Here is a 20,890-nt window from a genome sequence, read left to right on the forward strand (position 1 = left end):
ATGAATTCAGACAGTGTGACGGATGTGACGGATCATACCTATATGACCGTTACGCGCGCGCACATGCGCGCCTGTGGAGCGGATAAGGAACTATCCGTCACACCCGTCACACCCGTCACTGACCCTCTGGTGCCGATGCAGGAGGGTGGTGGATTGCGCCAGTGCATCCTCGCGCTCGATCTCGGCACCTCGACCGGCTGGGCGGTGCATGGCCATGACGGTCTGATCACCAGCGGCACCGTGTCCTTCCGTCCCGGCCGTTTCGACGGCGGCGGCATGCGCTTCCTGCGGTTCACCAACTGGATGACCGAATTGGACCGGCTGTCCGGGCCCATCGCCGCCATCTGGTTCGAAGAAGTCCGGCGGCATGCAGGCACCGACGCGGCCCATGTCTATGGAGGCCTCATGGCCACGCTCACCGCATGGGCCGAGATGCGCGGCGTTCCCTACGAGGGCGTGCCCGTCGGCACCATCAAGCGGTTTGCCACCGGAAAAGGCAACGCGCCGAAGCAGGCAATGATCGACGCTGCGCGCGCCCGGGGTTTCAGCCCCGCCGACGACAACGAGGCCGACGCCATCGCCATTCTGCTCTGGGCTCTGGAAACCCGGGGAGGTGTCGCATGAAGTGGCATCCGCACGGCTACGGCGGCCAGCGCCGGGACCCCGAGCACGTCAAGCGGGATGGCTGGCATGAACAGGGTGTGCTGGCGGTCAGCATCGACGATGACCGGTTGACCTGGCCCGAGCGCGAACTGATCGAACAGCTGGGCCGCAAACTTTACGGGCCACGCCCGGAACAGGAGGTGCGCCATGGCTGATCCCAAAACATGGACCGCTGGTCATGTGGCCGACCATTTCGAGGAGGCGTTCCGCACCCTGCGCAAGCTGCCGCCGGTGAAGGTGCAGGGCTACTTCAGCGCCTGGCCCAATATCGTGCGGACCAGCCGCGAAATCGCCGCAATGGAGCCGCAGCCCATGCGGGTCAGGCCATCACCCTCTGCCATCACGCGGCTCGAGCGAACCTTCGATTGGGTGCTCTGGATCGAGGAGGCCGAGCGCAAGCTGATTTGGTCTCGCGCGGCCCGCGTGCCGTGGAAACAGATCAGCGGTGAGCTGGGATGCGATCGCACAACAGCGTGGCGGCGCTGGCAGCTGGCGCTCACCAAGATCGCGGCGCGGCTGAATGCGGCGTGATTCCAAAGTGTTGCAACACTTTTGTGTTCGACACATGCAACAGATCGGTGCTATAAACAGGATATGATCGGGAGACGAGCGTCAAGAACGCCCCGGTCGTTTTCCATCCCTTTCGTTCCCGCGAGGCACCATGGCTGTTCGCACGCCCATCCATCGCCCGGTGGGGCGACGCGACAAACGTGAGACCGACCGGGACTACGCCCGCAAGCGCGATCCGGCTGTGCTTGCGCTTTACGCATCCACCCGCTGGAAGCGTGCCCGGAAACTCTTCCTGGCCCAGCATCCGCTCTGCGCCGAATGCCAGCGCCAGGGGCGCGTGAGTGCGGCCAACACCGTCGATCACATCATCCCGCACCGCGGCGACACCGAGCGGTTCTGGGATCAGGACGGCTGGCAGGCGCTCTGTGCCAGCTGTCACAGCCGCAAGACCGCCGCCGAGGATGGCGGCTTCGGCAACAAGCGGCGCTGACGCGCGCCGCCCCCCCCGGGGGGCAAATCTCTGGGCGGTTTGATTACAAAACCGGGCGCCAAGCTTTCTTTATCCGTGGCCAAAATGGCGATGGGGGGGTGCAGCCATGAAACAAAGGAAATCATCCGTGTCCGATCGCGAACTTGCCATTGAGTACCGTGCGCTCGATAGTCTCGTGCCCTATGCGCGCAATGCTCGCACCCACTCCGAGGCACAGATTGCCGAGATCGCCGGCTCGATCCGCGAATTCGGGTTCACCAACCCGGTGTTGATTTCTGAGGATGACACGTTGATTGCGGGCCACGGCCGGGTGCTGGCCGCGCGACTGCTCGGGATGGAGACCGTGCCGAGCATTGTGCTGACCGGCCTGACGGAGAGCCAGCGCCGGGCGCTGGTGCTGGCTGACAACCGCATCGCGCTGAATGCCGGGTGGGACGAAAGCCTGTTGGCGCTGGAAATCAGCGATCTGAAAGAGGCAGGGTATGATCTTGGGATCATGGGGTTCGAGGACGGTGAGCTCGACCGGCTTTTGTTGGGGGCGGAGGACGAAGAAGGATCAACCGCGCCGAGCGTGATCCCGGAGCCGCCGCGCAATCCAGTGTCACAATTGGGCGACCTTTGGGTGCTTGGGGAGCATCGGCTGCTCTGTGGTGACAGCACAAGCTCCGATGACGTGCGGCGTCTGATGAATGGCGAGCGGGCCATCCTGTTCGCAACCGATCCGCCGTATCTGGTGGATTACGACGGCTCCAACCACCCGACACGCAACAAAGACTGGTCGCAGTCTTACGGCACCACATGGGACGACAGCAGCCAGGGCGCGGAGCTTTACGACGGGTTCATTGCCGCCGCGGTGGCCGAGGCGATCACCGAGGATGCCGCCTGGTATTGCTGGCACGCCTCGCGCCGCCAGGCGATGCTGGAGGAATGCTGGGAGAAAGCCGGTGCCTTCGTGCATCAGCAGATCATCTGGGTGAAAGACCGCGGCGTGCTGACCCGCTCGCATTACCTGTGGAAGCACGAGCCTTGTCTGATGGGCTGGCGTCGCCCGAACCGACCACCAAAGGTCGCAGACGAAACGCTGGCCTCGACCTGGGAGATGCCGAGCTTCACCAAGGAGGAGCGCCCGGACCATCCGACGCCGAAACCGCTCGACGCATTCGGGATCCCAATGCGCCAGCATGTGGCGCGTGGTGGGCTCTGCTATGAGCCCTTCGCAGGCTCCGGCTCGCAGATCATGGCGGGCGAGGCCAATGGCCGACGCGTCTTCGCGATGGAGATCAGCCCCGCCTATGTCGACGTCGCCGTGGAACGCTGGCAGGCGGAGACGGGGCGCGAGGCGATCCTCGACGGGGACGGTCGGAACTTTGCCGACGTGAAGGCCGAGCGGCTGAGCGAGACCCCGGCCGCGGCCGAGAGTGTCGCCGCGGCATGACGATGCCAATAAGCGTGGCCCAATCTGGTCCTAGCTCGCTGCCGGAGCCCGAGATGCGCGGCTGTTTGGGCTCTCGCTCTGCTCTGGCGCCGCCGGCTCCCTTCGTCGCGCGAGGACTGGCGCCGGAACGCGAGGCTATTCTGGCGGCAGATCTTCCTCTCGCCTCAGGCCAATGCCGTGCCACCGCGCGTAGCGGCCGTCGGGCTGGCGCCACCAGCGCTTTCCGCCACGTATGATCGGGGTGCCCATATCCTTGTACCGTCGCCAGGCGCTGATCCAAAGGGCGACGACCGTGAGTGCTTTCAGCCACGCCATCGCGTCACTCGGCCATCAGGAAGCAATCGATCGTCAGCCGGCCGCTCTCGTCCGTCATCCGGATGATATGCTCGTCATTGGCATGTCCCGCGCCCGCGGGAGAAAACTCGTACTTCGCGGGCCAGCCGGCATAGGCGCCACCGTTCCACGTGATGTAGCCGCTCCCCTGCTCCAGGTCGTAGGTGCCGTTCACACCGTTCACAGCGTAGCTGCCCGAGCCCAGATCTATATAGCCGATGGTCGTCATGTACTGGCGGCAGACGTAGCGGCCGAATGGAGGCTGTCCGCTTGCCTGCGCGAGGTTCGACGTTGGCGCGGGGCTCGCCGCGTTCACGGCCAGCACCCGGCAACTCTTCAACTGGAAGGTTCCCCATCCCCAGGAGCTGTCCTCGCCTCGCACGGTCAGTCGAGCGCCGGGCTCAAGGGTAGCCAGCTCTGCGCGCTGCCCTTCGTCGAACGTGCAGGCGGCGTCCCCGTGCGGGCCGTCCGTTAGCCGGATGTAGTCCGAGCCGACGCTTCGCAGCGTCGCGTCCAGTATTACGGTCTTGTTCTCGAACTGCGCGCGAGCCGACGGCGTGTTGTTCCGGTAAGCCTCGCCGATCTCCGCCAGGCCGGCCGTGATCGCGGGGGCGGATGTGTCCCCCGGTTGTGGCGTGGAGGGCACGGCATCGACAGGCGCCGAGTGGCGCGGCGCGCGCATCCGCTCGGGGGCCATGGTAAAGTGCATGTCCCGGCCGCTGTAACTGGTGTTGAGCACGCCGCAATAGGCTTCCCCGAACTCGTCGGGGCCGATCACCACCCCCTTATACCATGCGCTGCCGACAAGAATTTCGACCTCGCCGCCGGGAACGCACAGTGCTCGCCACGTCTTCTGCAATGGAGCGCCGGCAGGGGGCGCCGGGCCGACCGGCGGACTCGCCACCCCGGGCGCCTGGATCGCCCGTATCCGCTCCGGGGCCATGGCGAAGCGCAATTCTCGGCCTGTGTAGCTTGTGTTCAGGACACCGCATTCTTCTTCTCCGGCCTCGTTCGGCCCGACGACGGTTGACCGATACCAGGAGCTTCCGACCAGGATTTCGACTTCATTCCCAGGAACACAAAGGGCGCGCCAACCCTGAGGGCCCTGCTGCGCCAAGAGCGGCGCAGCGATCAGCGAGCCGAACCCTGCCATTAGGGCCACCGCGGCGGTCCGGTGCCGCTTAGCCCGAAGAACCATTTTCATACGGAACGTTCCACTGTGAGTTTGCGCAATCGGCTTACCGTTATGCGGATGTCGAAACAAGAATATTGCGAAGAACCGATGGTAGCTCCGTCAGTTCTCGAGACGTCCCACACATCCAGCGGACCTAGCCCCCTCTCCCACGGACAAGTGAACGGCATGAAGCAGTCCCGCCTCATGTCGCTGGTCGAGTCCGTCGCCAACGTGATCGTCGGCTACGGCGTCGCGGTCTTGACGCAGATCCTGATCTTTCCGCTCTTCGGGCTGCACACGACACTGGCGCAGAACCTGCAGATGGGCGGTGTGTTCACGCTGGTCAGCATCGCGCGCTCCTTCGCTCTGCGACGGGTGTTTGAGGCGGTCCGGGTCCATGGTGGCGGGAAGCGTTAATTATGGAGACCTGACATGGCGGGCCGCAAACCGCTGCCCACGCAGCTGAAACTGGTAAAGGGAACGGCGCGGCCGCACCGGATGAACCCGGATGAGCCAAGGCCGCAGGTAGCCACGCCGCCGCCACCCGATCATCTCGAGGAGGCGGCAGCCGCAAAGTTCACAGAGATGGCGACGCTTCTGGCCCGGCATGGTGTGATGACCGAACTCGATGTGAGCGCACTGGCCCGCTACGTGGTGATCTGGCACCGCTGGCTCGAGGCCGAGGAGGAGGTCAAACGCCGCGGTCCGGTGGTCAAGACCGCTGCAGGCAATATCATCCAGAACCCGTTCCTGGCGGTGGCCAATAAATGCCTCGCGCAGATGGGCCAGATCGAGAGCGAGTTCGGCCTTACGCCCTCGAGCCGCACTCGCATCCGCATGGCCGAGCCCGCCGAAACCCGCGACCCATTCGAGGATTATCTGAACCGTGGCAAGAAAGGCTAAAGCAAAACGCCCTGCATGCCCGGTCAAGGCCTATGCGTGCGGGGTGAGCAGCGGCAAGATCGTCGCGGGACGGTTGGTGCAGCTGTCCTGCACCCGTCATCTTGCGGACCTCAAATCTGGCGCGGCGCGTGGCCTTGTCTGGGATGGCGCAGCTGCGTTGCACGCGATCGAGTTCTTCAGCCATCTGCGCCACTCGACCGGGGAATGGGCGGGGGAACCCTTCGTGCTGCAGCCCTGGCAGGAGTTTGTGGTGGGATCGATGTTCGGCTGGAAGCGCAAGTCTGGCCTACGCCGGTTCCGCACCGCCTATGTCGAGGTGGCGCGCAAGAACGGCAAATCGGCCTTGCTGGCCGGAATCGCGCTCTATGCGCTGGTGGCCGACGGCGAGGCCGGGGCGCATGTCTACGCGGCCGCGACCACCCGCGATCAGGCGCGGATCGTCTTTGGCGAGGCCGAGCGCATGGTTGCGGCCAGTCCGGCGCTCTCGAGCCGGGTCACAAAGACGGTCAACAATCTTGCGGTGCTGCCGACCGCGTCGTGGTTCCGGCCGCTCTCGGCCGATGCCAGCAAGATGGACGGGCTCAACGTGCATCTGGCCGCGGTGGATGAGGTGCATGAGCATCCCGGCCCGGAGATCATCCAGAAGCTCAACACCGCCACCGGCGCGCGCCGCCAGCCGCTGATCGTCGAGATCACCACCGCCGGTTATGACCGCCACTCGGTCTGCCGCCAGCATCACGAGTTCTCGGTCAAGGCGCTGGAGGGCACGGTGCCGCATGAGACGGCTGATAGCTGGTTTGCTTATGTCGCCACCATCGATGAGGGCGATGACTGGACCGATGAGAGGGTCTGGGTGAAGGCCAACCCGAGCCTTGGCGTGACGGTAAAGATGGAGGATCTGAAACGCCAGATCGACGAGGCGCGGGAGATGCCGGCCCAGCAAAACGCCATCCGGCGGCTGCGGCTGAATGAATGGACCGAACAGGTCACCCGCTGGCTCGATATGGATGTCTGGGCCGAGGGTGGTCCGCCCGCTGCGACGGACTGGCAGGTAGTCCGCGATGAGATCGCCGAACTGGAGCAGAAGCTCGTGGGCCGCGAATGCTATGGCGGGCTGGATCTGGCCCGTGTCAATGATCTCTCGGCCTTTGTTCTGCTCTTTCCACCCACCAAGGATCCGGATCTCGGGACGCTGGCGGATAAATGGATCACCCTGTGCCGCTTCTGGGTGCCGGAGGAGGATATCCTGCGCCGGGGTAAGCGCGATCGCGTGCCTTACGCCACATGGCGCGACCAAGGCTTCCTGACCGCCACCCCTGGCAATGCCACGGATTTTGCCTTTGTCGAGGCAGAGATCATCGATCTGGCGGCCCGCTTCGATCTGCGCGAACTCGCCTATGATCGCACCTTCGCGGGCGAGATCGTCCAGCATCTACAGGATGAGGGGCTGAACCTGGTGCAATTTGGGCAGGGCTTTTTGAGCATGGCGGCACCGACGGCGGAACTGGAGCGGCTGTCGGTCTCGCGCATGCTTTGGCATGGCGGCCATCCGGTGCTGCGCTGGAACGCCTCGAATGTCGCCGTGCGGCACGATCCGGCGGGCAATATCAAGCCCGACAAGGAACGCTCCAGCGAGCGCATCGATGGGGTGGTCGCCATCTGCAACGCACTTGGACGGGCGCTGCTGCGTGACGTCAATGCAGACCGCTCGATCTACGACACGCGCGGGCTGCTCACTGTTTAGGGAATGCGCATGGGTATTTTGGACATCTTCCGCCGCAGCGATGCAGCGGACCAGACAGATGTGCGCGCTATGGCCGGCGATGCTGCAATCTTCACCGGCTTTGATGATCCGGCCTTCTATGAGTTCCTGCGCAGCGGTGGCAGCGCGCTGACGGCCTCGGGCGCAACGATCACGGTCAGGGAGGCAATGCGCAACACCACCGTTCTGCGCTGCGTCTCCCTGATTGCCTTCTCGATCGGCATGCTGCCGCTGCATCTGCAACGGAAAGCCGACAAGGCCAAAGCCGATGACCACCCGCTGTTTCGGGTGCTGCACCGCAAGCCGAATGCCTGGCAGACCGCCTTCGAGTTCCGCAGCCTGATGCAGCAGCGGGCACTGACGGATGGCGATGCCTTCGCGCTGATCGTGCGCAGCGGCAACAAGGTGACCCAACTTGTCCCGCTGGGCGGCGACCGGGTGCAGGTCCGCCAGCGCGATGATTGGGCATTGGAATATCCCGTGGACCGGGGAAAGAACGGCACCCGCGTTGTGCCGCAGGGGGACATGTTCCATCTGCGCTACGGGCTCTCGGCGGATGGCATCACCGGGCTGTCGCTGGTGCGCCAGGCGGCGGAAGCCATCGGGCTGGCGCAGCAGGCCGAGCGGGCGGCGGCCCGGATGTTCCGCAACGGGATGATCATCGGCGGCGCGCTCAAGCATCCCGGCAAGCTGTCGCCGGAAGCCTACGCGCGTCTCAAGGCGGGGATGAATGAGGATGCCGGGGCAGAGAATGCCCATAAATGGAAAATCCTCGAGGAAGGCATGGAATTGCAGCCTTTCTCGCAGACAGGGCAGCAGGGTCAGGCGATCGAGCAGCGCAAACACCAGATCGAGGAAGCGGCACGGCCCTTCGGCGTCCCGCGCCCGCTCTTGGGCGTCGATGACACGTCCTGGGGCAGCGGCATCGACGTTCTGGGCCAGTTCTTCGTGCGCTACAGCCTCAACCCGTGGTTCGAGGCCTGGCAGCAGGCGATCGAGCGTTCGCTGCTGACGGATGCGGAAGCCGACTTCTATGAGGCGAAGTTCAACGCGGGTGCGCTGCTGCGTGGCTCGATGAAGGATCAGGCGGAGTTCTTCGCGAAAGGCCTTGGCTCGGGCGGCCACACGCCATGGCTGCACCCGGACGAGCCGCGCGAGTGGATGGACATGCCTGCGCGGGACGATCTGCCGCCCGCGCCGGGACAACAGACAGGAGGGCTGAATGATCCTGACAATTACGTATCCGTTTGATCGGATCATCTTTCGCTGCTTCCGGCGCTATGTCCGGCGCGCTCAGGTGGGCCCGGTTCAAACTCGTTTCACATTTGGGAGGCAAAAATGAGCCTGCGTAAACTTCCCGAAATTCAGGCCGTGCGCCTGCCGAGTGTCTGCGCGTTCGAGCCGGACCCGGATGCGCTGGAGCGTTGGAACGCGGCGATCGTGGCGCAGGACAGCGGCGCGGCGACGATCTCGATCCTCGACATGATCGGAGAGGATGACTGGATTGGCGGCGGCGTGACCGCCAAGCGGGTTTCGGCGGCGCTGCGGAGCATCGGTGCGCGCGACGTGCGCGTGGATATCAACAGCCCCGGCGGCGATTTCTTCGAGGGCGTGGCGATCTACAATGCTCTACGCGCGCATCCGCACAAGGTTTCGGTGCGCATTCTCGGTGTCGCGGCCTCGGCGGCATCGGTGATCGCGATGGCCGGGGATGATGTCCAGATCGGCAAGGCCGGGTTCCTGATGCTCCACAACGCTTGGGCCATGACCATCGGCAACCGGCACGACATGGCAGAGGCCGCGCGCATCCTTGAGCCGTTCGATGCGGCAATGGCGGCGGTCTATGCGGAGCGATCCGGGCAGGATGTGGCGAAGGCCGCAGAGTGGATGGACGCCGAGACATGGTTCGGCGGCGATGCGGCGGTCGAGGCCGGGCTGGCCGATAGCCTGCTGCCGGCCGATGCCGTGACAGAGGACAAGACGAAGGCTGAGGCTTTGCTGGGGGTGAATGCCACCCGCCGCATCGATGCCCGCCTTGCGAAGACAGGAATGCCGAGGTCGGAACGCCGTGCGCTTCTGGCCGATGCAAAAAGGGGCATGTCTGGCGCTGCCCTGACTGCCACGCAGGACGCTGGTGACATCGCGGCCCTGATCCAGGGGCTGCGCAAGACCATCTCAACATAGAGGAAACAATCATGACCAAGTTCATGACACCCGCGAAAGCTCGCGGGATCGTCGCCGTGCGTGCGGAAGCTCCCGCCGATATCAAGGTGCTGCTGGACGGCCTGCAAAAGGACTGGAAGGCATTCAAGGACGCGCAGGCGGAGAAGGACTGCGAGGTCAAAGCCAGGTTCGACGATGTGGTGACGACCGAGAAGTTCGAGCGGATCAATGCCAGTGTTGGCGAGCTTCAGGCGGCGGTCGATCAGGCCAATGCGCAGATCGCGGCAATGTCGATCAGCGGCACCGGTTCGGACGGCGTGAGGGATCAGGAATATTCCGACGCTTTTCGCGCGCACTTCCGCAAGGGCGAAGTGCAGGCCAGCCTGAACAAGGGCACCGATTCCGAGGGCGGCTATCTGGCGCCGGTGGAATGGGACCGCACCATCACCGACAAGCTGGTGGAAGTGTCGCCCATGCGCTCGATTGCGTCGGTGCAGTCGATCTCGACGGCTGGCTTCAAGAAGCTGTTCAACCTGCGTGGCACCGGTTCCGGCTGGGTTGGCGAGACGGCAGCGCGGCCCGAAACGACCACTCCGACCTTCGGGGAAATGTCGTTCGCGCCGGGCGAAATCTATGCCAACCCTGCGGCCACGCAGGCGATGCTGGATGATGCCGAGGTCGATCTGGAGGCGTGGATCGCCGGCGAGGTGCAGACCGAGTTCGCCAAACAGGAAGGCCTGGCATTCGTGTCCGGCAACGGAACGAACAAGCCCGCCGGTTTCCTGACCTTTGCGGCCGGCGCGGGCAATGCGGCAACCAACCCGCTCGGGGCGATCGCGGTGAAGACCGCCGCGTCCGCAACGGCGCTGGATGAGGACGAACTTCTCGACCTGATCTATGGCGTGCCGAGCAGCTACACCGATGGCGCGCGGTTCGTCATGAACCGCACCACCATGGGCGTGGCGCGCAAGCTGCGGGACAATGACGGGCGTCAACTTTGGCAGCCGTCGATGCAGGCAGGGCAACCGTCGCAACTGCTGGGCTATCCGGTGACGGAGATGGCGGACATGCCTGACATTGCAACCGGCACCACGCCGATTGCGTTCGGCAACTTCGCCCGCGCCTATCTGATCGTGGATCGCACCGGCGTGCGCGTCCAGCGCGACCCGTTCACGCAGAAGCCGTATGTCTTGTTTTACACGACAAAGCGTGTCGGCGGCGGCGTGGTCGATCCGCAGGGCCTGCACATCCTCAAGATGCTGTAATGGCAACCGCCCCGGCTGTGATGGCCGGGACGTTCTCTCATCATAGGAGGTATTTTCATGGCTGATGAAAAGCAAACGGAGAAGAAGCCCACGGAAAAGAAGGCAGACGACAAGAAAAAGCCCGGCATGACTCCTGAACGGGCGAAGGAACTAGGCCTCGACCCGTTCCCCTATGGCGGCAACTGACCCATGCGTCCGGTCCGCATAACCGCGCCGTCTGCGCTGCCCGTGACCCTGCAGGAGGCGAAAGAGCATACGATTATCGACTTCGCCGATGATGATGCGCTGGTGGAGCGCCTTATCATGGCCGCGACGGATCACCTGGACGGCTACGGCGGCATCCTCGGGCGGTGCATCATCAGCCAAGAGTGGCGGCAGGACTACACGGGCTGGGCGTCCTGCCTGCGTCTGCCGTTTCCGAATGTATCGGCAGCGGCGGTCGAATACACGGACGAGGGCGGAAATCCGCAGACTGTGCCGCCGTCCGAGTTCGAAGTGATCGAGGACGCACGCGGGGCGCGGCTGCAGTTTGCGGACGGGTTCACGCAGACTGCGCATGACGGTCGCGTAAGCGTCGTTTTCACAGCGGGCTACGGCACGGCGGCGGATGTGCCTGCCGATATCAAGGCGGCGATCTGCATGCTGGTGGCGCATTGGTATGATGAACGTCACGCGGCATCTGACAAGACCATGCGCCCGGTTCCGTTCGCCGTGGACGCGCTGTTGGCCAAACATCGCTGGGTGATCCCGTGAACCTGTTCGATTACCTCGCCTTTGATGAGCCCTTCAGCGAAGCCGACCCCTTCGGCGGAACAACCGAGGGCTGGGCAGAGGTTTTCCAGGCGCGCGCGACCATCATCTACCAGCGCGGCGGCGAAAGCGTCGAGGCTGCGCGGCTGGCGGGACGGTCGATCTACAAGGTGAGGATCCGGCAATCGGCCGATGCGCGCCGTGTTACGACGGAACATCACCGAGGTCGATGCGATCACCGATCGGAAATGGGTGTGGATCGTGATCGAGGCGTAACGGTCTTGATCGCCAGCACCCGTGCCAACCAGACCTGACAAGCGAGGCAGCCAATGCCGCCTAATCAAAACGCGAGAAATCCAAATGAGTTGTCGAGGCAGGACTTCGAGGCGATGCTCGCGCGCGCCGCTGAGGAAGGCGCGAAGCGGGCCCTCGCGGACGTCGGCCTGGACGGCCACGAGGCAGCGCTCGATATCCGTGACCTGCGCTCCCTGGTGGATTGCCTTCGTCTGGTCCGCCGCACCGCCATGCAGACCGCCGTTCGCATGATCACCACCGGCGTTATGCTGGCGCTGCTCGCGGGCATAGCCATCAAGCTCAAGATTTTCGGCGGCGGCCCTTAGCCGGGCCTAATCCCCAATCCATCAGCCTAAACTCACCCGCCCATGTGGCGGGTTTTCGTTTCTGGAGGCCCCCATGAGCACGACGTTTTACGACCATTGGCAAGATGTGCCGGATGGCAGTTGGCGCTGGCCGAACTTTTCGCCCGCCGAGATCGCCTGCCGAGGCACTGGCAAGCTGCTGGTCAACGAGCCTGCGCTCGACAAGCTGCAGGCCCTCCGCGACCGGCTGGGCAAGCCGCTGATCGTGCGTTCCGCCTATCGCAGCCCCGAGCACAACCGCGCGGTCGGTGGCGCGACCCGCTCCAAGCACCTCGACGGCGCTGCATTCGACATCGCCATGGCGAACCACGATCCCGTGGCGTTCGAGGCGGCGGCGCGCGAGGTGGGGTTCCTAGGCTTCGGCTTCTACCCGCGATCGGGGTTCATGCATATCGACCTCGGGCCCGCACGCCAGTGGGGCGAGCGGTTCCCCACACGATCGGTTCCGTTCGCGGCCGAGACCCCGCCGGCGCGCGAGGCTCTGGCGCAGAGCCGCACCATGAAGGGCGGTGGCGCTGCGGGAGTCGCGACGCTCGGGGCGGCCGGCGTCGAGGTGGCGCAACAGGTTCTGACCGAGACGCAGACCGCAATCCTGCCGCTGGTCCCGTACCTCGATACGCTCCGCTGGGTGTTCATCGCCGTGGCGCTCGGTGGGATCGCGATCACGATCTACGCCCGCCTCGACGACTGGAAACGGCGGCGGCGATGATCGGCGGGCTCTTCGCCGCTGTCGCCGGATCGCCATGGGCACGCACGGTGCTCCGCTACGGCCTCACCGCCCTCGCGATCCTTCTGTTCCTGCTGACCCTGCGCCGCTCCGGCGAGCGCGCAGGCCGGCTGGCCGAGCGGCTCGAGACCATGGAGAAGACCCATGACGCACAGAGAAGGATGCTCCAGGCGGCGGCGCGTCGCCCTCACTCTCGCGACGATCTGGCTGAGCGGCTGCGCCACGGGCAGTTCTGACGTCGGCAGACTCGGTGCCTGCCCGCCGGTCCTCGAATACAGCCGGGGATTCCAGGCACGGGCTGCCGAGGAGCTGGCCCTGCTGCCGGAGGGATCGGCGATCACAGAGATGCTGAGCGACTATGCCGTGATGCGGGAGCAGGCGCGCGCATGTCGCTAGTCGACGGATTTCCTTCAGTCAGGTCAGGCTCAACGCCGCCATCAGCAGAACCGTCGCGCCGCGGGCGAGATCTGCGTGGATGGCCGGACCGTCGTAACGGACCGCAGCGCGCCATACCCCAACGGTCGCTACGACATTGTAGGGAAGTGACACTCCATAGCCGATGAGCAGTGCCGCCCATGCCAGATTCTGCATGATGAATATCAGAAAAAGCACGCTCGTCACAACGTTGACAAGGAGGCCTATGGTGACCGCCCAGGTCCAGAAGGCGTCGGCAAGGGCGTAATCGCCCCGCCAGAGGGTGCTAAGCTTCGACATGCTTGAGACATAAGGTCTTCGCCGAAAGACTGCGAGTGCGGGTGGGCGCCAGTCTCCACACCGCGCGTCCCGTGATCGGCGTCGGGAGTTGAGACCGGTTGAAATCTCGTCAAGAACACCTTTGTCCCAATAGGGTCATCGACCTTGCTGGAAAGAACACTCGAGACGATCCGCATGTTCAGTAATGCTGGGAAATGGCGCGCCTTCCTGATCGGGGCCGTTTTGGCGGGCACGGGTGCAATCCTCGTCCTTGAAGAACCATGGCGCTCGTCAGCGCCTCGTGAAATCGCTCCCCGCGGCGACCTCGCGCCGCAGGAAGAGACGACCATCGCGCTCTTCGAAGTCGCTCGGAATTCTGTCGTGTCGATCACGACAGAGGAGCGCGTTCTTGATCCCTGGTCGCGGCGCGCGGTCGATGTGCCGCGTGGTACGGGCTCGGGCTTCGTCTGGGACGACCGGGGCCATATCGTGACCAACAATCATGTGGTCAGTGGCGCATCCGGAGCCCGGGTCCGCCTCGCTGACGGTCGCATATTGGAGGCAGAGCTTGTCGGGACCGCACCGCAGCACGATCTCGCCGTCCTCCGCATCGATGCGGGGACGGACGCACCGCCACCCTTGCCCATAGGCGAGAGCGAAACGCTCCGCGTCGGGCAGTCGGTCCTGGCGATCGGCAATCCCTTCGGCCTCGACTGGACGCTGACCACAGGCATCGTCTCGGCGCTCGACCGCGAGATTCCGACGCGGGGCGGTGCGACCATCGAGGGTCTGATCCAGACCGATGCCGCGATCAACCCCGGCAATTCGGGCGGGCCCATCATCGACAGCGCCGGCCGCCTCATCGGAGTGAACACCGCGATCTTCAGCCCATCGGGGTCCAGCGCCGGAATCGGGTTCGCCGTGCCGGTCGACACGGTGAACAGGGTCGTGCCGCAACTGATCGAAACAGGCACCTATCGTCCGCCTGTTCTGGGCATCCGGCATTCCGACCGCATCAATCGGCTGGCGGCGATGCAGGGGCTCGAGGGCGTCCTGGTCCTCGGCGTCGAACCGGGATCGCCGGCAGCAAGCGCCGGCCTGCGCGCGGCGCGTCAGGATGCGTCGGGACGACTTGTGCCTGGCGACATCGTCGTCGGGATTGGCGACCGGGACATCGCGGGCTCGGCCGACCTGAGCGATGCGCTCGACGCCTATGCGCCCGGCGAGACCATCACGATCCGTGTGCTTCGAGATGGCACCACAGTCGATGTCCCGGCGACCCTCGCAGATCCGCGTTTGTGACCGGTTTGCGCACCCGTTGACGCGCCTTTTGGCCGCTGCCGGTTGCAAGCGGCCGGCAAGTGCTTATCTCTGCACGGAGAAACAACCGGAATGATCAGGAAAGGTTGACCACATGCAGTGTCCCGTGGACGGAGAAACGCTCGTGATCGCCGAGCGCAGCGGTGTCGAGATCGATTATTGCCCGAAGTGCCGGGGTGTCTGGCTCGACCGAGGCGAACTCGACAAGATCATCGAACGGGCGGCGCCGTCGGCACCCGAACCCGTCCCGTCGCGAGAGAGCTACGGTTCGCGCCCGCACACCTCGCACAGTCCACACAAGAAGAAAAAGGAATCCTTCCTCGGCGACCTGTTCGATTTCTGAGCCTGATGATCGTTCGAACAACGCGTAGTCATCGCTTGCCGAGATTCAGCCCTGACGCGGCTTTGGGCTTGCTGCTTGGAGGCCTTCTGGCATTGCCGATGATGGCAAGCGCTCAGAATGCCAGCGACCGAAGTGAGTTGCGCTCGCTTGGCCGCTGTGAGGGGTGCAGTTTCGAAGAACTCGACCTGTCGGGCCGACGCATGACGAGCGTGGACCTCAGCGAGTCGAGCTTCACGAATGTCGATTTCTCGGACGCGGAGTTGAATATCGCGATCTTCGACAATGCGCGGCTCGAAGACGTGTCATTCGACTCCGCCGATCTTGGTGGCGCGAGCTTCACGGGCGCCACTCTGATCAACGTCTCGTTTGAGGGGGCGGATCTGACGGCGGCGGTATTCGAAGGTGCCATCCTCGAAGCCACCGATCTTCAAGCCGGAGAGCTTTGCTTCACCCAGATGCCGAACGAGCTGACCAACAGCAGAGATTGCAGTTGACACCCCCCAGCATAACGCTGGGAAGCACCTCAAAGCGCACTCAATGGATCATTGCCTCTGCTCCCGCAGCTAGGGAGGAAAGGATCGCAGCGGTCAGGAGCACCGACGCGCCGCCGAAGATGAGGCCAAGCGCCGCAACCAGCCCGTCGCGCTCCACGAGCCCGACGCCGAACACGAAGAGCGAGATCGCCGGGAACCAGCCACTCAAGGGAACCGGCAGAAACAGCGCGAAGGCGATCACGAAGAGGGCGAGGCCGAGCACCCGCTCGTTGCGCCGGGCGAAGAGCAGCATGTAGCGCGGCGCAAGAATGCGCTCGAGCCTACGCGTGACTGGCCTCAGGCGCAGCACCGTCCGTCGCAGCTTGACCGGATCCAGCCTCAGGCGTGCAAGTGGCCCCGGCAGTTTCACATGGGGATAGCCGAGCACCATCTGGGCAGTCGTCACGAGGAGCGGTAAAGCGGTGATCAGCGACGATCCGGGCGGAAGCGGGAGCAGCGTGAGCAGCGAGAAGACCACGATGGCCCATCCGAAGGACGTCTCGCCAAGCTCCGTCAGCAGGTTGCCGAGGGTCAGCGTGCCGGCCCTGTGCTGGCTCCGGGACGTTCGCAGAATCGGCAGCGAAAGAGACGGCCGTCGTCGTGTTCCCTCCTCGCGCTGCATCGGATTCCTTTCAGATGGATGTCACGGATATCAGGTCGCGGGCGGGCATTTGCAATCGTTGGGCCGACTCTTGCCAAGAGCAAAGACTAGGAATTTCAACGTAATTCACTGCCAGCCGTTCCTTTTCTTGAACGAACACCCTAATTCGGGGGCGGCCACGCCCACGCCGAGTCGCAGGCCGAGAATGCAAAACGACAGGATCCTTGATGCTTCACGACCTTATCCTCGTGGCCGCCGGCCTTGTTCTTCTGTTTGTTGGCGGCGAAGGGCTCGTGCGCGGCTCGGTTGCGCTCGCTGAGCGCCTGGGCATTTCGAAGCTTCTGATCGGTCTTGTCATTGTTGGATTCGGGACATCGACACCGGAACTGCTCGTTTCGGTGAACGCAGCCATCGACGGCGCGCCGGAAATCGCGCTCGGCAACGTCGTTGGCTCCAACATCGCCAATGTCCTGCTGATTATCGGCGTGGCGGCCATCATCGCGCCGATCGTCAGCTGGAATCGGACAGCGGTGCGCGAGGCGCTGGTGGCAACCCTCGTCTCGCTGGCGACCTTTGCGCTGGTGCAGGGCGAGGTCATCACCCGCATCGAGGGTATTGCCATGCTGGTGGTCCTCGCCGGCTATCTCTTCTCCAGCTATTGGCTGGAAAAGCGGGACCGCGAGGCGAAGACGTTTCAGCATGAGGCGGAGGAGTTCGAAGACATTCCCCTGCCTCGGCCGTGGCTCGCGCCGGTTCTGGCCATCGGCGGCATCGCTGCCCTCGTGTTTGGAGCCGACATGTTGGTGGAGGGAGCGGTGAACATCGCCCGCGATTTCGGCGTGCCGGATGCCGTCATCGGCCTGTCGCTTGTGGCCATTGGCACCTCGCTGCCCGAGCTTGCCACCGCCATCGTCGCCGCGATCCGGCGCCATTCCGACGTCGTGCTGGGCAACGTGATCGGTTCGAACATCTTCAACATCCTCGCGATCCTCGGCGTCACCGTCGTGATCCAGCCCATCGAGGTCAGCGCGCGGTTCCGCGAGATCGACACGCCCGTGATGTTGGGGGCCGCCCTGTTGCTTCTTGCGTTGCTCTTTGCCACGAAGTCGATCGGCCGGCTCTGGGGTGCGCTCATGCTCGCCGCCTACGCCGCCTATATGGTGTTCCTGTTCTCGAACGGCGCAGGGGCGTGACGCCCCCGTGAGCCGTCGGTTGCAATTTATCGACCAAGGCGCGGCGCATGCGGGAGTGCCCTTTCGGATAACATCGCCCATCGGCCCCGTTCTTTTCCTCGACGATGTCGCAGGCAGCCAACTGCTGCTGTCCGCACTGTTCATCACGGCGCGAGACGATGCGCCGCCGCCGATCGTAACCGCAGCGGGCGAGTCGCGCGTCGAACTGCTGGCTGGCTATGCCAATGCCTGCGTCTGGCGCGCGCGGTTCAGGGCCGTAGGGTTCATTGGCGTGATGACGGTTGGCATGCATCACCAAGCCCATCATCTCGCGCTGGCGGTCGGGCAGAATCCACACGCGCATTGAGTCCGACAAGGGCACCAAGGGTTCGGGGCTCGCTTTATCGGACGCGACTTCATCGCGCGCGCGATCACAGACGGACGAAGCGCGACGTGTGATCCTAGGCTAAATGAAAACAAGGACTTAGAGTGGAGAAGGTTGGATATCAGTCCCGTCCCCTCCGCCACTTGCCCTCGCGAAAGCTTTCTCTCCGTCGGGCTGCGGCCGGATTTTTCCGTTGTTTTCGAGGGTTGTGCGGGTGGAGCACTTAACCGCCAGAATCCAAGAGCTTCGGGGCGGGCGTCTCTATGTTCCCGGTTTCTCCCGACCTCTTAACCGCGTTCCAGCGGTTAAGAGCCTCAAGCATCTGTTTTTACGTCGTATTCCCGTAGCCCTGGGATCAACTCGTTCGAATGAACGTTCTCTCTGCGTTCGCGACCGAGAACGAACCCGTGGGCTCACACGGCGTAGTCATCCGCGACGGCACTCTCGTATAGCGCCTTGACGGACGTCGCGCTTTCGACCGCGGCTCGCACCGCCTCTTCCTTAAGATCCAGAACGCGAAAGCCTTCGCCCACCTTCGCGATCGCATCTATTCGGCGGAAGGTCTCGCCGTAAGTCGCAGCATACTTCGCAAGGCCCTTCAGCTTTGGGATCGAGTCACCGAACTGCGTCCCGTGCGGGTCGACGATGTCGGCTGCGATTGACCCATCTGCCAGCTTCGCGAAGAAGATAAAGTCGGGCCGCACAATCTTGACGTCCCCGCCGTCCTCGTAGGTCACGCCGAGAGAGTCCTGGCTGGCGCGAGACGGATTTCGATACCACGCGATCGTTCCCGCGCGCTTCAGCTCTGCGGACAGAACGTCTCCCTCCCACGAATTGAAGTCCTCTGGGAACATGCCATCCTCGGCGCACAACAGGTGCCTTTCGAAGCGTGGCAGCGGGGTCTCCGACCCATCCGCTTCTCGCACGGTCGTGGGCTGCATCCACGAAGCTGGCTTGGCCAGGTCGACATCCAGAGGATGAGCGCTCATCTCTCGGATCTGGCGATAGACCTCCTGGCGCTCGTCCGAGAGGCTCTTGATCTCGATCCGGTGGTTCGTGAGCCACTTGTTCGCGAGGCTCTCTGCCTCTGTCTCGAGGTACTCCTTCACTTCCGGCACCAGCCCGAGCGCAGCGACCGTGACACGCGCCTCGATCAACGCGGCTTCAAGGTCGCCATCGTCGCCCTCAGCTTTCGCTAGAGATTCACTGTAGGACGTTGCAAGATCCGGGCTGATGGTACGCCCTGCACGGCGGTATGCATCATCGATCACCGCGAAATCTGCAGCCTCGAGGAAGTCATCGAACGACATCTCTCGTGTCTCCAGATCGGTCTTGAGGCTCTTGCCTTCGACCGTCATCACCGTCTTGCGAGCCTTCGCGATCTCCGACTTGTAGCGCTCTCGCGCGGCGTTCAGCACCTTGTGCATCTCTGCATGGGCCTTCTTGCCGGCCTCCGGCAGGAGCCCGTCAGCAGCAAGTTCGTGGGCCAGCGACGTCAGGCGCTTCACGGGCTTGGCCTGGCGCTTCGGCAGCGACTGCGACGGAAGAGAGAGCAGCTTGTCCCAGACCGCCTCCGGAATCGCCGGGTTCGGCTTCATCTCGTCAGGGTTGACCAGCACGCGCCGGCCGGGGAGCTCTTCGCCCCCGTCGCCGCCAGACATCAGCGCCTTGGCGACATCCTTCACGGACTGCGCGTCGAAGAATGGCAACAGGCAGTCAACGGCGTTGAGCCGCTCGTTGCCCGGGATCCTCCTGGCAAGCGGCGTACGGACCATGCGGCCGAGAAGCTGCGTGATATGCGTTCTGTCCTTCGCGGGACGGAACGACACCATCACCTCGGCCCTCGGACAGTCCCAGCCAGTGCTGATCGCGTCCTTGGCGATCAGAACGCGGACCCACGTCGACTCCTGCACGCGCTCCGGCGAGATGTAGGGGATCGAGTGGCTGCCGAAGGTCTGGGTCGTGTGGTCACCGAAAACATGGGCCACCGCGTCGTCGCCGAGCTCGGGCCAGCGCTCGTAGATCGTATCAAGAGCACGTCCGATCTCGTCGTGATCTGGTGAGTTCGGCACCTGCAGAACCATCAGCGGCGCCACGGTATCGGCATCGTCCTGCTGCTTGGCGTACTCCTCCCAGGCGGCCGTGATCTCCTTCAGCTTGTCGGTTCCGCGTCGGACCAGCACGGTATCGAACTGGCCGACCTCGTTGGGCACGTCGAGAATGATGGTGTCCTTCAGCAGGCCCGAGGCCTGCACCTTGCCGGAGTCGACGACAACGTTGGGAAGCGTGGCTCGGCCCTGCATGTCGGCCATGGCGGCGTTGAAGCGCTCAACCGTTGCCGAGATGCCGAGGACGATCGGGATACCGGGCACCGAGCCGGACCCGTTGATCAGCCGCTTCACGATGGTTGGCTTCTCGCCGCCGCCATTCCCGCCCGAGGCCTTCATGCCGCGGTGTGCCTCGTCGAGGACGAGGTAGAGGGTCAGGTCCGGGTCCTCGATGGTGTTCTGGATCGTGTCCCAGATCGTGAAGGCGCGCATGTCGGGCATAACAGTCTGGCGGCCGTCCGTTTCGACACCCGGATCGTCAGGGTCGTGGCCGCGCACCAGCAGGCTCGACTTGCTCAGCTTCTGCGTGTTCAGGAAATAGACCTTCCCCGCCTCGAGCTTCTCCCGATTGAAGGTGTTCTGCACGATCACAAGATCCGAAAGCGTCAGACGATCGGAGGCCTCACGCAAACGGAAATGCGACTGAGCGTTCAGCGCAGGGTCATCGCTGAACCAGATCACGACCGCGCCCGGATCCGGCTCGAAGTCGAAATTGTCATCGCCATGGAACAGCGCCTCGAATACGGCCGCGGCCATGACGGTCTTGCCGGCGCCGGTTGTCGCGGTGAGCGAGAAGGCGTGCCGGTCCCCATCCTCGTGCCAGCGCTTCGCGGCCTTGCGGAGGTTGGTGAGCACGTCCTTGACGGCATCTTCCTGGTAATCTTTCAGCGTGAACTTCATG

26 protein-coding genes are annotated in these 20,890 nt (G+C 64.0%); 22 read left to right on the forward strand and 4 right to left on the reverse strand.

All coding sequences use genetic code 11. The features are described 5' to 3' along the window. Positions 1 to 135 precede the first annotated feature (135 nt). The 5 genes from K1T73_RS06770 (at position 136) to K1T73_RS06790 (ending at position 3,098) form a co-directional block, all read left to right on the forward strand. Positions 136 to 624 carry a crossover junction endodeoxyribonuclease RuvC gene (locus tag K1T73_RS06770; protein WP_220603647.1) on the forward strand — a complete coding sequence of 163 codons (489 nt, stop codon included), beginning with the start codon at positions 136 to 138 and terminating at the stop codon, positions 622 to 624. Further along, positions 621 to 818, forward strand: a complete 198-nt coding sequence (locus K1T73_RS06775; protein ID WP_220603178.1) for a hypothetical protein — start codon at positions 621 to 623, stop codon at positions 816 to 818. Before K1T73_RS06770 ends, K1T73_RS06775 begins: the two co-directional genes overlap by 4 nt. Beyond that, entirely contained in the window at positions 811 to 1,194 is a 384-nt protein-coding gene (locus K1T73_RS06780; RefSeq protein ID WP_220603179.1) for a DUF6362 family protein, read from the forward strand. Before K1T73_RS06775 ends, K1T73_RS06780 begins: the two co-directional genes overlap by 8 nt. A 130-nt stretch (positions 1,195 to 1,324) precedes the next feature. Next, positions 1,325 to 1,663: an HNH endonuclease gene (locus K1T73_RS06785; protein WP_220603180.1), complete on the forward strand. Its 339-nt coding sequence runs from the start codon at positions 1,325 to 1,327 to the stop codon at positions 1,661 to 1,663. A gap of 127 nt (positions 1,664 to 1,790) precedes the next feature. Continuing rightward, entirely contained in the window at positions 1,791 to 3,098 is a 1,308-nt protein-coding gene (locus tag K1T73_RS06790; protein WP_259400471.1) for a site-specific DNA-methyltransferase, read from the forward strand. Between the two features lie 319 nt (positions 3,099 to 3,417). On the opposite strand, the gene K1T73_RS06795 is transcribed toward K1T73_RS06790, so the two are convergent. Beyond that, the gene (locus K1T73_RS06795) at positions 3,418 to 4,635 is read right to left on the reverse strand and encodes a hypothetical protein (RefSeq protein WP_220603182.1); all 1,218 of its coding nucleotides are present in this window, start codon (positions 4,633 to 4,635) and stop codon (positions 3,418 to 3,420) included. A 156-nt stretch (positions 4,636 to 4,791) separates the two neighbouring features. Between K1T73_RS06795 and K1T73_RS06800 the strand changes: the two genes are divergently transcribed. The 12 genes from K1T73_RS06800 to K1T73_RS06850 all read left to right on the forward strand — a co-directional run bounded on the left by K1T73_RS06800 (position 4,792) and on the right by K1T73_RS06850 (position 13,070). After that, entirely contained in the window at positions 4,792 to 5,022 is a 231-nt protein-coding gene (locus tag K1T73_RS06800; RefSeq protein WP_220603183.1) for a hypothetical protein, read from the forward strand. Between the two features lie 15 nt (positions 5,023 to 5,037). Then, a complete protein-coding gene (locus tag K1T73_RS06805; RefSeq protein WP_220603184.1) occupies positions 5,038 to 5,508 on the forward strand; it encodes a phage terminase small subunit P27 family in 471 nt (156 codons plus the stop codon). Next, positions 5,492 to 7,252 carry a terminase large subunit gene (locus K1T73_RS06810; protein ID WP_220603185.1) on the forward strand — a complete coding sequence of 587 codons (1,761 nt, stop codon included), beginning with the start codon at positions 5,492 to 5,494 and terminating at the stop codon, positions 7,250 to 7,252. The genes K1T73_RS06805 and K1T73_RS06810 overlap by 17 nt, the downstream gene beginning before the upstream one ends. Before the next feature lie 3 nt (positions 7,253 to 7,255). Continuing rightward, the gene (locus K1T73_RS06815) at positions 7,256 to 8,521 is read left to right on the forward strand and encodes a phage portal protein (protein ID WP_259400472.1); all 1,266 of its coding nucleotides are present in this window, start codon (positions 7,256 to 7,258) and stop codon (positions 8,519 to 8,521) included. A gap of 87 nt (positions 8,522 to 8,608) precedes the next feature. Continuing rightward, a complete protein-coding gene (locus K1T73_RS06820; protein ID WP_220603186.1) occupies positions 8,609 to 9,454 on the forward strand; it encodes a head maturation protease, ClpP-related in 846 nt (281 codons plus the stop codon). Positions 9,455 to 9,465: 11 nt separating this feature from the next. Beyond that, positions 9,466 to 10,698: a phage major capsid protein gene (locus K1T73_RS06825; RefSeq protein ID WP_220603187.1), complete on the forward strand. Its 1,233-nt coding sequence runs from the start codon at positions 9,466 to 9,468 to the stop codon at positions 10,696 to 10,698. Between the two features lie 57 nt (positions 10,699 to 10,755). Then, positions 10,756 to 10,884: a hypothetical protein gene (locus tag K1T73_RS17855; protein ID WP_259400473.1), complete on the forward strand. Its 129-nt coding sequence runs from the start codon at positions 10,756 to 10,758 to the stop codon at positions 10,882 to 10,884. Between the two features lie 3 nt (positions 10,885 to 10,887). After that, positions 10,888 to 11,451, forward strand: a complete 564-nt coding sequence (locus tag K1T73_RS06830; protein WP_259400474.1) for a head-tail connector protein — start codon at positions 10,888 to 10,890, stop codon at positions 11,449 to 11,451. Then, positions 11,448 to 11,762, forward strand: coding sequence for a head-tail adaptor protein (locus K1T73_RS06835; protein ID WP_220603189.1), 315 nt, complete (start codon positions 11,448 to 11,450; stop codon positions 11,760 to 11,762). The genes K1T73_RS06830 and K1T73_RS06835 overlap by 4 nt, the downstream gene beginning before the upstream one ends. A gap of 75 nt (positions 11,763 to 11,837) precedes the next feature. Continuing rightward, the gene (locus K1T73_RS06840) at positions 11,838 to 12,068 is read left to right on the forward strand and encodes a DUF6127 family protein (protein WP_409077731.1); all 231 of its coding nucleotides are present in this window, start codon (positions 11,838 to 11,840) and stop codon (positions 12,066 to 12,068) included. 73 nt (positions 12,069 to 12,141) lie between these two features. Next, positions 12,142 to 12,816, forward strand: a complete 675-nt coding sequence (locus tag K1T73_RS06845) for a D-Ala-D-Ala carboxypeptidase family metallohydrolase (RefSeq protein ID WP_220603191.1) — start codon at positions 12,142 to 12,144, stop codon at positions 12,814 to 12,816. A gap of 47 nt (positions 12,817 to 12,863) precedes the next feature. After that, a complete protein-coding gene (locus K1T73_RS06850; RefSeq protein ID WP_409077732.1) occupies positions 12,864 to 13,070 on the forward strand; it encodes a hypothetical protein in 207 nt (68 codons plus the stop codon). 178 nt (positions 13,071 to 13,248) lie between these two features. Here the strand turns inward: K1T73_RS06850 and K1T73_RS06855 are convergent, their stop codons facing one another. Beyond that, positions 13,249 to 13,548 carry a hypothetical protein gene (locus K1T73_RS06855; RefSeq protein ID WP_220603193.1) on the reverse strand — a complete coding sequence of 100 codons (300 nt, stop codon included), beginning with the start codon at positions 13,546 to 13,548 and terminating at the stop codon, positions 13,249 to 13,251. Between the two features lie 144 nt (positions 13,549 to 13,692). On the opposite strand from K1T73_RS06855, the gene K1T73_RS06860 reads away from it, so the two are divergent. From K1T73_RS06860 to K1T73_RS06870, 3 genes are all read left to right on the forward strand, one after another. Then, entirely contained in the window at positions 13,693 to 14,829 is a 1,137-nt protein-coding gene (locus K1T73_RS06860; protein ID WP_259400476.1) for a S1C family serine protease, read from the forward strand. A 112-nt stretch (positions 14,830 to 14,941) separates the two neighbouring features. Further along, positions 14,942 to 15,190 (forward strand): zf-TFIIB domain-containing protein, encoded by a 249-nt coding sequence (locus K1T73_RS06865; protein ID WP_220603194.1) that lies wholly within the window; start codon positions 14,942 to 14,944, stop codon positions 15,188 to 15,190. 5 nt (positions 15,191 to 15,195) lie between these two features. Continuing rightward, a complete protein-coding gene (locus K1T73_RS06870; RefSeq protein WP_259400477.1) occupies positions 15,196 to 15,684 on the forward strand; it encodes a pentapeptide repeat-containing protein in 489 nt (162 codons plus the stop codon). A gap of 40 nt (positions 15,685 to 15,724) precedes the next feature. Here the strand turns inward: K1T73_RS06870 and K1T73_RS06875 are convergent, their stop codons facing one another. Then, positions 15,725 to 16,345 (reverse strand): exopolysaccharide biosynthesis protein, encoded by a 621-nt coding sequence (locus tag K1T73_RS06875; RefSeq protein ID WP_220603195.1) that lies wholly within the window; start codon positions 16,343 to 16,345, stop codon positions 15,725 to 15,727. 206 nt (positions 16,346 to 16,551) lie between these two features. Between K1T73_RS06875 and K1T73_RS06880 the strand changes: the two genes are divergently transcribed. Further along, positions 16,552 to 17,517, forward strand: a complete 966-nt coding sequence (locus K1T73_RS06880; protein WP_220603651.1) for a calcium/sodium antiporter — start codon at positions 16,552 to 16,554, stop codon at positions 17,515 to 17,517. A gap of 19 nt (positions 17,518 to 17,536) precedes the next feature. Then, a complete protein-coding gene (locus K1T73_RS06885) occupies positions 17,537 to 17,863 on the forward strand; it encodes a hypothetical protein (protein ID WP_220603196.1) in 327 nt (108 codons plus the stop codon). Positions 17,864 to 18,294: 431 nt separating this feature from the next. Here K1T73_RS06885 and K1T73_RS06890 read toward each other — a convergent pair whose 3' ends face one another. Next, the gene (locus tag K1T73_RS06890; RefSeq protein WP_220603197.1) at positions 18,295 to 20,889 is read right to left on the reverse strand and encodes a DEAD/DEAH box helicase; all 2,595 of its coding nucleotides are present in this window, start codon (positions 20,887 to 20,889) and stop codon (positions 18,295 to 18,297) included. Position 20,890: the final 1 nt, after the last annotated feature.

It is taken from the genome of Roseovarius sp. SCSIO 43702 (assembly GCF_019599045.1).
Lineage (GTDB): Bacteria > Pseudomonadota > Alphaproteobacteria > Rhodobacterales > Rhodobacteraceae > Roseovarius.